Source organism: Shinella sp. WSC3-e (genome assembly GCF_945994535.1).
GTDB lineage: Bacteria > Pseudomonadota > Alphaproteobacteria > Rhizobiales > Rhizobiaceae > Shinella > Shinella yambaruensis.
This window is the reverse complement of record NZ_OZ000538.1, coordinates 58,137-72,474: the sequence shown is the minus strand read 5'-3', so window position 1 is coordinate 72,474 and position 14,338 is coordinate 58,137. Positions and strand designations below refer to the sequence as shown.

The 14,338-nt window shown below is 58.4% G+C and carries 13 protein-coding genes and 4 pseudogenes; 6 read left to right on the top strand and 11 right to left on the bottom strand.

Annotated features, from left to right (window positions below):
- The first annotated feature begins 12 nt into the window (after nucleotides 1–12).
- The 5 genes and pseudogenes from AABF56_RS36525 to AABF56_RS37895 form a co-directional block, all read left to right on the top strand.
- Nucleotides 13–1,128, top strand: coding sequence for an ABC transporter permease (locus tag AABF56_RS36525; protein WP_272809602.1), 1,116 nt, complete (start codon nucleotides 13–15; stop codon nucleotides 1,126–1,128).
- A complete protein-coding gene (locus AABF56_RS36520) occupies nucleotides 1,128–1,928 on the top strand; it encodes an ATP-binding cassette domain-containing protein (protein WP_272809603.1) in 801 nt (266 codons plus the stop codon). The genes AABF56_RS36525 and AABF56_RS36520 overlap by 1 nt, the downstream gene beginning before the upstream one ends.
- Before the next feature lie 69 nt (nucleotides 1,929–1,997).
- Complete coding sequence (locus AABF56_RS36515; protein ID WP_272809604.1) at nucleotides 1,998–2,813, top strand: TIM barrel protein; 816 nt, start codon at nucleotides 1,998–2,000, stop codon at nucleotides 2,811–2,813.
- A complete protein-coding gene (locus tag AABF56_RS36510; RefSeq protein WP_272809693.1) occupies nucleotides 2,810–3,136 on the top strand; it encodes a hypothetical protein in 327 nt (108 codons plus the stop codon). Before AABF56_RS36515 ends, AABF56_RS36510 begins: the two co-directional genes overlap by 4 nt.
- Nucleotides 3,137–3,216: 80 nt before the next feature.
- Nucleotides 3,217–3,348, top strand: a pseudogene (locus tag AABF56_RS37895) (IS701 family transposase); the annotation flags it as partial.
- Here AABF56_RS37895 and AABF56_RS36505 read toward each other — a convergent pair.
- The 4 genes and pseudogenes from AABF56_RS36505 to AABF56_RS36490 form a co-directional block, all read right to left on the bottom strand.
- A pseudogene (locus AABF56_RS36505) lies at nucleotides 3,334–3,728 on the bottom strand (IS5 family transposase); the annotation flags it as partial. The pseudogenes AABF56_RS37895 and AABF56_RS36505 overlap by 15 nt on opposite strands.
- A 307-nt stretch (nucleotides 3,729–4,035) precedes the next feature.
- Nucleotides 4,036–5,292: an IS701 family transposase gene (locus AABF56_RS36500; RefSeq protein ID WP_445190526.1), complete on the bottom strand. Its 1,257-nt coding sequence runs from the start codon at nucleotides 5,290–5,292 to the stop codon at nucleotides 4,036–4,038.
- A 172-nt stretch (nucleotides 5,293–5,464) separates the two neighbouring features.
- Nucleotides 5,465–6,409 (bottom strand): M10 family metallopeptidase C-terminal domain-containing protein, encoded by a 945-nt coding sequence (locus tag AABF56_RS36495; RefSeq protein ID WP_272809605.1) that lies wholly within the window; start codon nucleotides 6,407–6,409, stop codon nucleotides 5,465–5,467.
- Between the two features lie 386 nt (nucleotides 6,410–6,795).
- Nucleotides 6,796–7,521 carry an SDR family oxidoreductase gene (locus tag AABF56_RS36490; protein ID WP_272809606.1) on the bottom strand — a complete coding sequence of 242 codons (726 nt, stop codon included), beginning with the start codon at nucleotides 7,519–7,521 and terminating at the stop codon, nucleotides 6,796–6,798.
- 148 nt (nucleotides 7,522–7,669) lie between these two features.
- Here AABF56_RS36490 and AABF56_RS36485 point away from each other — a divergent pair, with 148 nt between their 5' ends.
- Nucleotides 7,670–8,566: an AraC family transcriptional regulator gene (locus AABF56_RS36485; RefSeq protein WP_272809607.1), complete on the top strand. Its 897-nt coding sequence runs from the start codon at nucleotides 7,670–7,672 to the stop codon at nucleotides 8,564–8,566.
- Nucleotides 8,567–8,738: 172 nt separating this feature from the next.
- On the opposite strand, the pseudogene AABF56_RS36480 reads toward AABF56_RS36485, so the two are convergent.
- The 7 genes and pseudogenes from AABF56_RS36480 to AABF56_RS36450 form a co-directional block, all read right to left on the bottom strand.
- Nucleotides 8,739–8,942 (bottom strand): annotated as a pseudogene (locus tag AABF56_RS36480) (GyrI-like domain-containing protein); the annotation flags it as partial.
- A 214-nt stretch (nucleotides 8,943–9,156) separates the two neighbouring features.
- Nucleotides 9,157–9,369, bottom strand: a pseudogene (locus AABF56_RS36475) (IS21 family transposase); the annotation flags it as partial.
- A gap of 319 nt (nucleotides 9,370–9,688) precedes the next feature.
- Entirely contained in the window at nucleotides 9,689–9,895 is a 207-nt protein-coding gene (locus AABF56_RS36470) for a hypothetical protein (protein WP_272809608.1), read from the bottom strand.
- A 372-nt stretch (nucleotides 9,896–10,267) separates the two neighbouring features.
- Nucleotides 10,268–11,524 carry an aminotransferase class I/II-fold pyridoxal phosphate-dependent enzyme gene (locus AABF56_RS36465; protein WP_272809609.1) on the bottom strand — a complete coding sequence of 419 codons (1,257 nt, stop codon included), beginning with the start codon at nucleotides 11,522–11,524 and terminating at the stop codon, nucleotides 10,268–10,270.
- 110 nt (nucleotides 11,525–11,634) lie between these two features.
- On the bottom strand, nucleotides 11,635–12,333 hold the full coding sequence (locus AABF56_RS36460; RefSeq protein WP_272809610.1) for a response regulator transcription factor: 699 nt from the start codon (nucleotides 12,331–12,333) through the stop codon (nucleotides 11,635–11,637).
- Between the two features lie 114 nt (nucleotides 12,334–12,447).
- On the bottom strand, nucleotides 12,448–13,515 hold the full coding sequence (locus AABF56_RS36455) for an ABC transporter substrate-binding protein (RefSeq protein ID WP_272809611.1): 1,068 nt from the start codon (nucleotides 13,513–13,515) through the stop codon (nucleotides 12,448–12,450).
- Entirely contained in the window at nucleotides 13,512–14,306 is a 795-nt protein-coding gene (locus AABF56_RS36450) for an ABC transporter permease (protein ID WP_272809690.1), read from the bottom strand. Before AABF56_RS36450 ends, AABF56_RS36455 begins: the two co-directional genes overlap by 4 nt.
- Nucleotides 14,307–14,338: the final 32 nt, after the last annotated feature.

Below are 14,338 nucleotides of genomic sequence, written 5' to 3'. Positions count from 1 at the left end.
CAAGGAGTCCTCATGACAGCGCATACGGAAATCACACCCGCACAGACCGACGAGCGGCTGCTCAAAAGATCGACCGTCCGCACATTGGCTGCCCGCCCTGAAATGGGAGCCGTCGCCGGACTCGTGCTGGTCGTCGCTTATTTCTATTTCAACGCCCATAGCTCCATGTTCTCGCTCGCGGGCGTTATTACCATCATGTCGCCGGCAGCCGAGGTCGGCATCCTTGCCGTGGCTGCCGCTCTTCTCATCATATCAGGTGAATTCGACCTCTCGATGGGGTCCATGATCGCTTTCGCCGGGCTGGTCTTCGGCGTCTGCCTGACCGTCTTTGAGCTGCCCTTTATTCTCTCGCTCTTGCTTACCTTCGCATGTGCCGCCCTCATCGGCGTTGTGTCCGGACAGATCGTTGTGAAAACGCGATTGCCGTCGTTCATCGTGACGCTCGCCATGCTGTTCGTGCTTCGCGGCCTGTCGCTTGTCGGATTGAAATGGGCAACCGGCGGCGCTACGCAACTCCATTATATCAGGGAGGCCGCCGGAGACGGCGTTCTGCAAGGCCTCTTCCACGGCTATGCATTCCAAGGCTTTTTCATCTGGCTCGCAGACAACGGCCTCATCGCGAAATTTCCGTCCGGCCAGCCGACCGTCAGCGGAATCCCTGTTTCGATCCTCTGGCTCGCGGTCGCCGTTGCTGTCGCCGCCTTCCTACTCAACCGCACCGCTTACGGCAACTGGATCTTCGCCTCGGGCGGCAACGCGCTTGCCGCGAGCAACTGCGGCGTTCCCGTGAACCAGGTCAAGACCACGTTGTTCGCCTTTACGGCATGCGCAGCTGCTCTTGTTGCCATACTCCAGGTGATGGAAGCCGGATCGACGGATGCGATGCGGGGCTTCCAGAAGGAGTTCGAGGCGATCATTGCAGCGGTAATCGGCGGCTGCCTGCTTTCAGGCGGCTATGGTTCGGTTTTTGGAGCGTTCCTTGGAGCCGTGATTTTCGGCACAGTCTCGATCGGCCTCACATATACGCCTATCGATACGGACTGGTTCATGGTCTTCCTCGGCGCCATGCTGCTGGTGGCCGTTTTCTTCAACAATTTCATCCGCGCGCGGGTCACGGGGGAACGGTGATGGAAGCAGTTGTCGAGACGTCCGAAACGCCGGTCGTGGAAGCGCGCGATCTTGTAAAACACTTCGGGACCGTAATTGCCCTAAACGGGGTTTCGCTGCGCATCTACTCCGGTAAGGTAACGTGTCTGCTCGGAGACAATGGCGCGGGCAAATCCACCCTGATCAAGACCCTGGCCGGTGTCTACCAGCCAACGGCCGGCGGGCTATCGATCAACGGGAAACCGGTGAACTTCTCTTCGGCCAGGGATGCGCTGGACGCGGGCATCGCGACCGTCTATCAGGACCTCGCGCTTATCCCGCTGATGTCGATCACGCGCAATTTCTTCCTGGGCCGGGAAATCCGCAAGGGTTTCTGGCCGATCCGGCAGTTCGACAGCCGGACGGCCGACGCGGTGACTGCCGAGGAGATGCGCAAGATCGGGATCGCGGTTCGCGATCCACGGCAGAATGTCGGCACGCTTTCCGGCGGGGAGCGCCAATGTGTTGCCATTGCGCGCGCCGTCTATTTTGGTGCCCGAGTGCTCATCCTCGATGAACCGACCTCCGCGCTCGGTGTCGCTCAGACATCGATGGTTCTGAAATACATCGACAAGGTACGCCAGAGCGGCTTGGGCGTGATCTTCATCACGCACAATGTGCGACACGCCTTCGCCGTCGGTGACAGCTTCACCATTTTGAACCGCGGGCGCACCGTCGGCAGCTTCGCCAAGGCGGAGACCTCGATCGAGGAAGTGCAGACACTTATGGCTGGAGGCAAGGAACTCCAGCGCCTGTCGGAAGAGCTGCAGGGAACTGTCTAAAATTGTCTTCTTCGAACGGACGACGGCGATAGTCGCCGGTTTCGTTCTTTCCTTTAAAGCGGAGTGTAAATGGAATCTTCTCATCCCGGTCGTTCGTCACCCTTCACTCTTGCCGTCTGCGCGGAAATGGTCTTTGCAGCACTGCCGATCGTCGAGCGTCTCAAGCGCCTTACATCCCTGGGCTTCGAGGTCGAAATCTGGGACTGGACACGGCATGACATCGACCAGTTGGCCCGATCGGGTGCGACGTTCTCCTCGATGACCGGCTACATCCGCGGCACGCTTGCCGACAGCCATGGCGCGGAGGAGTTGATCGCCACTGCGCGGGAATCAATTTCGGTGGCGAAGAAGCTGGGCTGCCCGCGGCTCAACCTTCATGGGACGGGTCTCGACGGCAAGGGTTTGCCGGTCGTCGCCCATCCGGGGCCAGCAACGGGACCGATGTGGATCAAGGCCTATGATACGCTATGCCGCCTTGCCGACCTTGGGGACCGCAATGGTGTCGTCTTCATACTCGAGAACCTGAACGAGCAGGTCGACCACCCCGGAACGCCCTTCGCCCGTGCCGAAGATACCCTGGCGCTTGTTTCGGCAGTCGATCACCCGGCAATGAAACTCAACCTCGACCTCTATCATGCACAGATCGGGGAGGGAAATCTGATCGAGCTTTGCCGTCAGGCTCTGCCCTATATGGGTGAGATACAGGTGGCGGACGTACCGGGCCGGAAGGAACCTGGAACGGGTGAGATCAACTATCCGGCAATCGCCCGCGCGCTGTTCGATATGGGATATCGCGGCACCATTGGCCTGGAAGCCTGGCCGTCGCAAGACAACGAGCTCGCCGCCGAAAGGTTTCGACAAGCTTTCACGCTCGTTCGACAATGATGGACAAATCGATATACGCATCAAGCCGACCCCGAAATCTGTCCGAACTGCTGTCGCGTCTCGCCACACAGCACAAGCAGATGCCGGCGCCTTTCGTTCGCTTGGCAGATCTGTTGTTTTCGGATCCCTGGGCGATGGCGTTCGACAGCGCGGCGACGCTCGGACGGAAATCCATGACCTCCCAAAGCACTGTCGTTCGCTTTGTGCAAACAATGGGCTACACGGGAATTCTGCATTTCCGAGCGGACTATCGGCGTATACTGCTTGAGAGCAATCAAGCTGCCAAAGATGTACAAAGCCATCGGTTGATCAACGAGGCATGAACGAGAGCACATTGTCGAAAGAGGCTTGCAGATTGTCTGTGCAGTCCTCGTTCCGACTTCTGGATAAGCGTAAGCCGCTGGCTGAACAGGCAGGACGGGCGCGCCCTTATCGAATGCAATCGCTGCTGGGGCGCAGCCATTGGGATGCTGACGCATTGCGCGATATGGTTCGCACTTATGCAATGGAGGCGCTCACCATCGCAGACGGTGTGGAGCTTGGAGTTCAGCCCGCCTTTGGTTCGCCCGATACGACAGGGAACAGCCCCTTTTTGAGCAGACTCGCTGCGGTGCGATGCGCCTTCAGATGCGTGGCATCGATCATGATGCGCTCCGGTTTGGGTCCTTCGCCGGAGAGGCCTTCGAAGATCCGATCGAATGCGCCGAGCCGGCTCCAGCGGATGAAGCGGTTGTAGAGCGTCTTGTGCGGACCGTAGTCCTTGGGCGCGTCCTTCCACTGTAGGCCGTTGCGGATCACGTAGACGATCCCGCTCACCACGCGCCGGTCATCAACGCGCGGCACCCCATGCGACAGTGGAAAATACGCCTCGATCCGAGCCATCTGGCGTTCGCTCAGAAGAAACAAATCACCCATCACGGCATCCTCCCAGACACCGTGAATCACAGATCATTCCAAATTAATAGGTCCTGAACCTAGTGTTTGCACTAGGACTTCCGATGTTCAGCACCACCTCACAAGGCGGCATTCACCGTGGGCTTACGATAAATCGCTTCCTACCGGTAAAGCGGAAGGCCGTCGCCGTATTTGGAGACTGCGATATAGGCCAGCAGCCGCCTTTGTCCACGAGCGCTAGCACTACTTTGGCAGAAGTGTGATTTCTCCTCCGGAGAGACTGCCGCCACAGTGAGGGCAGCAGGTTGGTGGTGGGCGCGAGAGGCGGTCAATGATAGCCTGGCGAACTGCCGGCAGGCTGGGCTGAGGCGGTGGCCCGAGGGGTCTTTTTTTTCCGTCCTGCTTGAGCGAGACGGCGGGTCTGCAGGAAGGCGTAGGCCATCATTGTCATCAGTGCATGGCGATGGAGACCGGTCCAGGAACGGCCTTCGAAGTGATCGAGGCCGAGCTCTTCCTTTAGCTGCTGATGCGCCTGCTCGCAGATCCAGCGTGCCTTGATCGCACCGGCCAAGTCCTTGATTGACGTGTCTGCGGGCAAGTTTGAGAGATAGTATTTACGCTCGCCGTTCGAACGATGCTCGCCCACCAGCCAGGCTTCTTCACCAGGCATGTGTTGCGCTCCTGAGGAGCCGATGCGTTGTGGCGCACCATCGGCGATGCGGACGCGCACGGCGGCGAAGCGCGCGACCAGACGCCCTTTCGTTCCCCGGCGCCAGCTGACCTGGCGCCATTTCGCACCTTCGAGCACCGCCTGGGCTGGAAGCGATTTGACGTCGGGCACGTGACGCAAGCGCGGTCGCCCGCAGGCCGCCTCCGGGAAGATCAATTGCACATCGGCGGGATACACCTTCTGATGCTTTGGAACGCCGACGGCCCAGCAAAGCCCGCGTGCGGTCAATGCCTGCCGGAATGGCGCCGAGAGACCATATCCGGCATCCGCAAGCACGCAGCCGAAGCGCACACCTGCGGCAATGACCCGATCGATCTCCTCGATGGCTATCTCCGGCTTCGTCCTGGGCTGCCGCATTTCCTCGGGCACTCCGGCCTTGATCATGCGAGCAGTGTCGCCCGTCCAGCTTTCCGGCAGGAACAACCGCAGGCTCAGCATGAGAGGCACTTCCCTCGATGCCAACGTCACCGATACGAGCGTCTGGCAGTTTGCATTCTTGCCCAGGGCCGAGGCGTACTGAGGGGCGACGCCGACCGAGGCATTGCCCTTCTTTGGCAACGCGGTGTCGTCGATGATCAGCCAGGCCTTCTCACCGCCGACCAGATCATCGGCCTGCTGCCACAGCGTCGTTTCCAGCGGCGCGCTGTCCCAGACGCCGGCGCCAATGAAATGGTGCAGCCGGTCGTAGCTGACCTCCTCGATGCGCGCCGCCATGGGCTGGATGCTCTTGCGGTCACCGGGGCCAATCAAGCCGGCAATATAGGCCGGACACATTCGGCGCCGTGTCTTGTTACCGAGACCCCTCAGATACGGCGCGAGCCAACGCTCCAGATCGTTCTGCCAATCCCCATCCACCGCCAGCCTCCATCAAAGCTGGCTCCCCATGAATCACGCATTCGACGCCGAGGGAATCCCAAAAATCACACTTCTGCCAAAGTAGTGCTAGAAGAAATGAAAAAAAGACTCCGCCCACCTTATGTTAGCGGAAGCTTTGCATAGCAATGACAGCAGCATTCGACCGCGAGCGCTATAGAATGAAGTCTGTGGTTTTCAGCGTGAGACTTGCGTCGATAAGGATCGAGAAATCCGCCTTCTTGTCGCCGTTTACGTCGGCGAACACGAAGGTATCACCACCTTTCTTGATGTAGCGCAGCTCCCCCGCATCACCTGAAAAAGCCTTCGTTCCGATAAACTCGAAGGTCTGGTTGCCTTTGGTCGTTGTGTCGGCATCAATGGGTTTCAGATCGATCTTGTCGCCCTGCTTGCTGGAAAAATCCTTGATCGTATCACGCCCCGACGATGCGACCGTGGAGTCCTTGATCGATTTGAACATGAAGACGTCCTTGCCCGCTCCGCCATGGAGTTCGTCACGGCCCGCGCCGCCGTAGAGCTTGTCGTTTCCAGCACCACCTTTAAGAATATCGTTGCCGCCCTGACCGGAAATCTGGTCGTTCCCCGCGCCGCCATCGTAGGTGTTCTTGCCGTTCGTGCCTAGAATGCGGTCGTTTTCCGTGACGGATGGCTTCATAATCCGATCGAGGGGGATTTTTTCGCCGGGGCCGAAAAATCCAAACGTCAGCGGTTTCTCACTGGTAATGGAATTTACGAAGGAATTGTACTTTCCGGCGGTGGTGAAGGTCGGAATGGTGTTTCCCGATATCTGCATGGTGAACTGCTGATCGCCAAGATCGACAACAAGGATATTCGCAACACCTTTTGTGCCGCTACCATCCCGCCACGCGATTTGCGTGATGTCGGCATCAAGCTTTTTGGGAGCATAAACCTTGCCGTCTATGCGTAGCTCGATAGCGGGGCTGGTGATTGTGATGCCTTCTTTTCCATCGGCGCGCTTATAGCTGAAAACCGCCTCCTTGCTGGTGGCCACCACCTCAAGCTTTGTCGATTTCAGCTTCGTGGCCTTGCCATTCGAGTTATGGGTCGAAAGGTAGCCCTTGTAAGAAAAGGTCGTCATATCTTTCTCCGGTTTTCACAGCGAACACATGGGCGACGGTCTGCCGACAGCATTTCTTTAAGCCCGTTAGGCAGGATCGACAATAGGTTGTTATTGTGTCAAAGTTTATGGGCATTACCGGTTGCGGCAATAGTAAATGTGCCGCCTCACCATAAATTTCCGTGAGGGCCTAGCCTCGCTCCGTGATCTGACGCACAGCGTCACGCTTAAAATCTTCGTTGAAATTCGATCTGCTCATGATGCTCTTCTTGCCTCAAAATTAGGAAAGAAGGCGTCTACAAATCTAGGGCTATTTAATCCGACCAGTCGGTAAAGCGCCTTCATAGTGGCTTTCGGGTGAACCCACGGGCACATCCGAAAGCCTTCATGATCACGTCGTCGCAGGCCTACATATTGGCGGCGGTAGGCCGCACGATGACCTCGTTCACATCGACGCCGTCCGGTTGCTCAAGCGCGTAGCGGATGGCACGGGCGATCGCGTCCGGAGTGAGCGACTTCTGTCGCCAATCCTTGAGCGCCGCGGCGACCTGCGGATCGCTGATGTCGTCGCCGAGTTCGGTCGCGGTCACACCCGGAGAGATGATCGTGGAACGGATGTCCTCATGCTCCTGCCGCAACCCCTCGGTGATCGCCCACACCGCATATTTCGTTCCGCAATAGACCGCTGCCGTCGGCAGGACGAGATGCGCACCGACCGAGGCGACATTCACCACATGGCCGTTCCCCTTCGCCACGAAGCGCGGCAGCACTGCGGCGATCCCGTTGAGCACACCGTGGATGTTGACGTCGATCATCCGCTTCCATTCGTCCCGCTTGAGCGCGGCCAGCGGCGACAGCGGCATCACGCCGGCATTGTTGACAAGCACGTCGATGCCTCCGAACCGCTGTTCGGCGGCGTCGACGAACGCCTCGAAGCTCGCCGCGTCGGTGACGTCGAGCTCGCGCCATGCGACGCGCTCGCCGAGCTCTCTGGCAAGGGCCTTCAGCCGCTCGGCCCGGCGTGCACCGATGAACAGCCTAGCCCCGGCTCCCGCCAGTTCGCGCACCGTCGCTTCGCCTATGCCGCTGGAGGCGCCGGTGATGAGCACAATCTTTTCGTTGACTACCGTCATTGTCGTTCCTTTCGCTTGGGATAACGGGCATCATTCTGGTGCGGCCAGAGCACATGGCGGTAGCGCGATCGCCCGAACTCCTTGCACGATCCTCCAACAATGGCACAAGAGGCTTGCGGTCTTGCCGGTCATGGTCGATCAATGTCGCATGAAGATGATCGCCAAACTCGCACAGCTGATCATGCGCCATGCTCCGGAGACGGGCATGTGCGGCACCCCCATGCGCCGGCTGTCGCTGATACGAACCAATGAGCCGAGCGCGCCCGTGCCGGCTGTCTACGAAGCCTCGCTTTGTCTGATCGCCCAGGGGGCAAAACGTGTGTCGCTGGGCGAGCACAGCGTGGTCTACGACGCCTCGCGCTATTTGCTCGTCTCGGTCGACCTGCCGCTGGTCGGTCATGTGATCGAGGCAAGCCCGCAGATGCCGTATCTCTGCTGCAAGATCGATCTCGACCTGGCGGCGCTTGCCGATCTCCTGGTGGACGAACGCGGCACGGCACCTCGGCACGATCTTCCGGTTCTGGCGGTCTATCCGGGCGATCCCGACCTGATCGATGCCGCCTGCCGGCTGGTCGGGCTGCTCGATCGCCCCCATGACATCGCCGTGCTGGCGCCGCTGGTCGAGCGCGAGATCCTCTATCGGCTGCTCACCGGGCCGCACGGGCCTCTGCTGCGCCACATGGCGTCCGCCGACAGCCGCCTGAACCAGATCAACCGCGCCATCGCCACGATCCGCAAGAGTTTCCAGACCCAGTTGAGGATCGACGAGATCGCGGCCTCGGCGGGCATGAGTCCCTCGTCGCTTCACCAGCATTTCAAGGCGATCACGCGGATGACCCCGCTGGAGTATCAGAAGCAGTTGCGCCTGCAGGAAGCGCGGCGCCTGATGTTGGCGAGCGGCGTGAGCGCCGGGTCGGCCGGATTTGCCGTTGGCTATGACAGCCCGTCACAATTCAGCCGCGAGTATCGCCGCCTGTTCGGCGCGCCGCCGCGCCAGGACATCGCCCGGCTCCAAACCGCTCAAGACTACGTCGGAGCGGTCTGAGGGGTGTGTCGGACCGATAGCCTGGCGCCTTCATTTCAGAGTTTGGCGAAACACTCACTTGCTCCCAAAAACGGTCGTTTAGCGTAAGTTATTGCGAACGTCGGTAAGGGAGCGGGCAACGGTTCGCCCGCTTTCAACGATCATAGGAGGCGCAAGCCGCCATCCACCCGCCCTATTTCAACGGCAGGAACAATTCCGCAACCGTCTCATGCTCCGGCACCTCGGAGAAGAAGGCGAGGCGTTGGCAGTAAAGAGGGAAATCCCTTGGCTCCTCGCTGCTGAGCAGCAGCCAGTCGCGATGGATATAGAGAACGGCTGGCTCCAGATTGCCGGTATTGCCGATGGCGCGCAGCACGCCGTAGCACCCATCGGGGATATTCTCCGACCTGACCGTCTCGATGGCGTACAACTCTTCACCCGTCGTGTGGACTGCTCGGCGATCCGGCATTTCACAAATAGACGTGTGCTGCCAGGCAGGCCGGTGCATCCGAAGATCAGCATGGCTTTCGTCCGCCTGGTCAATCCACCTTTGAAGGATCAGCGTCTTCGGTCGACCCGACTACCTTGCTTGCGCAATGACGACCGCGTCGCGGCAAAGGTCGCAGGTGCGGTCGCTCGTCGGCAAAGGCCTCGTTGATGACGAGCAAGGTGGTGGCGTGCTTTCTCGAATTGGCGACGCTATCCAGCCAGTGCCGGAGCTGGGCGTTCAGGTCGTCGAGATTGCGGAACGAGCGGGCGAGGAAGAAGTCCTCGCGGATATAACGGAACGGCCGCTCGACCTTGCCCTTTGTCTTTGCCCGATAGGCGTTGAATTTCAGCAGATTCTGAGCCAGATTTTCAGTTTGCTGCAACCTGCCATCACGCCGAAATTACCCATTGTACGCGACCATTTAGGGGGCGGCGGGTGGAGTTGTGGTAAGTGGAAATACGAATCAAACCCTTTTGAAAATCAACACAGTGCTTTCTTCCGCCATCGAACACAGGAGCGCCAGGAGGCGATGAGGCAGACCGAAGCCAGTCTCGACAAAAAAAGCGGCGTGCAAGGAATTGCTCGCCCGTCCGCGTAAAATTGCGAAGCCGGTCCAGGGAGGAACAGGGTGCAAATCGGATACTGGCGCAAAATCAGAGAGCTCCTAAATCAAGCCCGAGCGCATCCATGATAAGCGCAATTTCCTTCACGGTCAGGGATTGCCAGGCGCCGCATTGGACTAACTTCAATCGTTCTTCCGAAATGCCGGTCCGTTTCGTCAAAGCGTGGGCATCCAAGCCTCTGCTCTGAACGCTATTGGCGAGGATTTGCACGAGATCAGCCGCAGTTTCTATTGGCATGGCAGTCCTCAAGTTTTTGCCGCCGTTGAGGTAGACAATAGTTTGCAAAGTTGTCTGAAGGTCCTGAAAACGGGGGCGGAGGGAATTTGATCGTCTGGACAAACGGTGCGGTGATCATAGGATTTTGCGGACCTGCGTGGTGAACGCTTTGAGAAATATAACCAATTTTTCTGCAAAGCTGCAGAAAACGGAACAGGAGAACTGCAGGAATGATCTATCGCCATGGAGGATGATTGCGATCAGGCGTGGCGTGAACCTTTGCCGGCTGGGGGAGCGGCCATGTCAATATACCGTCAATCAGCCCATTGAATGCGACGAGTGGTGTTTTGATATTGTGTCCGAACGAGCGGCATTCCTGAAAAACGCCGCCACTCAATGCAAAGGATCACTTCCATTGCTGTCGATTTCGGCCCTGATCTCTTCGATGGCATCGCAAAGCGCATCGATATCTTGGCTGGAATGTGCCGATGTCAGGCAGATGCGCAGCCCTGCTTCGCCCCGTGCCACCGTTGGGAAGAAAATCGCCGACGTGTAGAAACCACGTCGAAGCAATTCCCGCGCGGCCGCAACTGCGATCATCTCATCACCAAAACGAACCGTTCGGATGGGAAGGGTGGACGATTGTCCGGAACCCTTCAAGCGCCCATCGAGCAGTTCAAGGTTTCGACGAAGTTTCTGCTGGCGAAGACTAAGTTCGGGTGATGCATGGATTGCAGCCGATGCGAACGCAGCACCAATCGCTGCCGTCGTTAGGGATGCGGAGAACGCATGCGCAACCGCAAACCGACGAAACAGGAGTTCTTGCGCAGCGGTCCCAAGCATCAGGATGCCCCCGGATGCGCCAAACCCCTTTCCCAGCGATGCGGCAACAATCGTGCGTTCGCCAAGGTCGGGAATGGCTGAGCGGGCAAAGCCCGATCCGTTGTCACCGTGAATGGAAATGCCATGAGCATCGTCAATGTAGAGGAACAGCCCATAGCGTTCCTGCAAGCGCAGCAATTCGTCCATCGGAGCGTTGCCGCCCATGGAATAGACGCCGTCACAAACATAGGCGATCGGGCGATGGCTCTTGCAAAGGGCTTCCAAGGCCGCCATGTCGTTGTGTGGTATGGTCGCGACCTCCGTATCCTGCGCGACCACCGGTTTGTGAAACGCCAAAGTGGCATGCGCAAGTCGATCGAAGACAACGAGCGGCTTCTTCCCAGCCGTCAGATGGCCGGATGCAAGGATCGGAAGCGCGCTCATATTTGCGGCAAGAACCGTGGTGAACGTCAAGACACGCGCCTTGAACAGATCGGATAGCTGACGTTCCAGGTGCCCAAGGATATCGAAGTTGAGACGGGTCCGCGCGCAAGACCAATGGAAGGCACGGGAATTGGCGATCGCCTTGCGGGCGCCATCAAGAATATCCGGATGGTTGTCCAATCCGAGATAGGAGCAGCGCACAAAGTCCATGACCGCCTGGTCGCCAGGCTGGATATGGACAAGGCGATCATGCGAAGGGGTCGCATAGACGGCCATCACGCCTTGGTAGTGGGCATGCTCGAAGCTCGACGAGGCGAGATCGATCATCGTCGAGGTGTTGCGGAGCGAAACTTGCGGCGTTTTGCCTGGTACGACTTTGCTCATCTGTTCTTTCCCGATGTCTGATGCATCGGGAAGATTGCTGGAGCGGGTCGAGAAAACGACGAAGATATCTCAAATAAAACAATATGTTTTCGCGAAGCGGGCTGCGTGGATCAGGTCTTTCGAAGGGAAACGATGAAGCCGTTCGACCTGACCGTCTCGATCATCTTCTCTCCGCTCGCCTTGAGAACAGCCTTGCGAATATTCGATATATGGGCATCGACGGTCTTGTCCTCCACATGCTGGCCAGGCGGCCAAGCTGCCAGAATAAGGTCCCTGCGGGTAAGGACGCGTTCCGGAGAAGCCAGCATACGCCGCAGTATCTTATATTCCGTTGGGCTGAGTGCCGCTTTGCCAAACCTGCCCCGCAGCATCCGTGTCGAGCGATCCAGCCAGAGTGCGCCGATCTCCTCGCACTGTTCATGCGATGATGCCACCAATGGCCTGGTTCGCCGCTCGATGCTTGCGCGTAAACCATAGAGGATCAAATCGGGAGACAGCGGCCGCAAGACACACTCGTCAACGCCCGATCTCAGGAATCTTAGATAGTAACCGGCATGTTGCGGGCGAATGAAAGCCATCATTGCGACGTTCGCCGTTGTTCTGCGAGAGCGTGCTTTTTGGCAAAGTTGAAGCGCCGGATCGATGTCGGTGCTATCGAGAATCAAGGCTTTGGACGCACCGATGTTCATTTCCAGTTCTTTGATATCGGGCGCAATCGGCAACGCCCGAAATCCTCCCGACGCGAGAATATGAGTAAGGAACAGGGAGAAGTCCGCATCTTTGGTTGCAACAAGGACAATAGGGTTCATGGGGTGACTCCACAGGTGCCCCAGACCTGACACCTGCAGAGTCGGGATGCGTTAAGGCATATCGATATGCGATTGGTCAGTTCCGACGCGGGCCTATCTTTCCGCGCGGTCAGGTTACCGGACCCAGTTGTTCCATTGTTCAAGCAACTGCGATGCGTTGGCATTGATCCATTCTGCATCCGGCACGATCACGTAGTCGGAAATGTCACCTGCTGTGGGCATGGATTTACGCGTTTCATCGGACATCAAGGCGATGGCATCCTTGCTCGGTGGCGTGCAGGAAAGGACATCGCAGGCTTTGGCCTGTGCGGCTGGATTATCCAGCCAGAATGCCATCAGTTTGAGCGCGTTCTCGCGGTTCGGGGCGCCGCGCACGAGTGCAATGCGATCGCCGACAAGGAAGGAGGCCTTATAGGACCACTTTATCGGCAGACCCTCGTTTGCCATCGCCTTGGCGCGGGTGAGCCAGATTTGCCCAAGGTCATAATCGCCGTTGCGGAAGCCTTGGACACTTTGGTCGCCGGTCTTCCACCAGAGAGAAACGGAATCCCGTATCTCGTCGAGCTTGCGAAAGCCGCGATTGACGTCGAGCGGAAAGAGCTCCTCTTTCTTCACACCATCGGCCAGCAGTGCGGCCGCAAGCACCCGCCATGGATCATCGAAATTGGGGAACGCCCGGCCACCTGGAAAACGCTCGGTGTCCCACATATCCGCCCATGTCTCAGGTGTCGCATCCGCTTCTGCTCGGGAGCGGTAGGCGAGCAACGTGGCCGTCGACTGCAGCAGTGCACCCCCCGGTTCACATGCATTCGCCACCAGGTCGGCCCGGTCCTTGTAGGGATTGCAAAATTCCGACAAATCCTCGGTCGCGGCCTTGTGCGCTTCGGACCCAGCCTGGATCTCTCCGTCAAGGTAAAGATCCCAGGTCACATTGCCGGACTTCACCATTGCCGATGCCTTGGCGCGCATCTCTGCATTCGTCGCAGACACCACGACCACCTCGATGCCGGTTTCCTTGGTGAACGGATCGAACCAGGCTTCCTTCAGAGCGCGATCATATGCGCCGCCGGTCGATGCGATGACAACACGTTCGCCCGCCAGGGCGCTGCTGCACGTGGTCGCCAATATCGTAGTGGCCAACGCGACTAAAGCTGTGGTGCGAAATCCGAGTTTGGTGATCATTGTTCTTTCTCCTGATTGTTTTGAGATGTCTTTGAGGGTGAGGCAAGATGAACGATACCGATGAGCAAGAGGGATGCTGCCACGATGACCGTCGAAGCGGCGGCAATGACGGGGGTCAGATTGAAGTCGATGTCCTCGAACATCTTTCGTCCAATCGATTTGCCGCCAATGTCGGAGATGAAGAAGGCGACGGTGGCTTCGTCAAACGAGGCAAGGAAGGCAAAGACAGCACCGGCGGCAATGCCGGGCGCAATATTTGGAAGCGTCACGTGGATGAAGCACCGTATCCGTGATGCCCCACAGCTTGCCGCCGCCAGTTCGAGCGCCGGATCCAGTCTTTGCAACGATGCCGAGACGGTAATCACGACAAAGGGCACGGCAAGCACGGTGTGACCGATCAGGAAGCCTGGAAGCGAACCCGTCAACTCCAGAGGGGCGAAGACAAGATAGAGCGCAACGCCGAGCACCACATGGGGAACGATCATTGGGCTGATTACGACGGCTTGTACAAACCCTTTGAACGGGAGGTCACCCCTGACAAGGGACAACGCAGTCGCCGTGCCGATGAACGTGGAGGTGACGGCAGTACAAACGGCGATCTTGAGGCTGAACAGCGTGGCGGCGAGCCAATCAGGGTCCGATAGGTAAGCCAGATACCATTTGAACGTCAGGCCGGATGGCGGGAACGATAGGTGCGCGGATTCATTCAGCGACATCGGTATGATGATGACTGTCGGCAAGATGAGGAAAAACAGGATGAGTGCCACCGCTGCCAACCCCACGAGGCGGATGAGCCGCGGATAAAGCGCTTCAAGAACGGGCT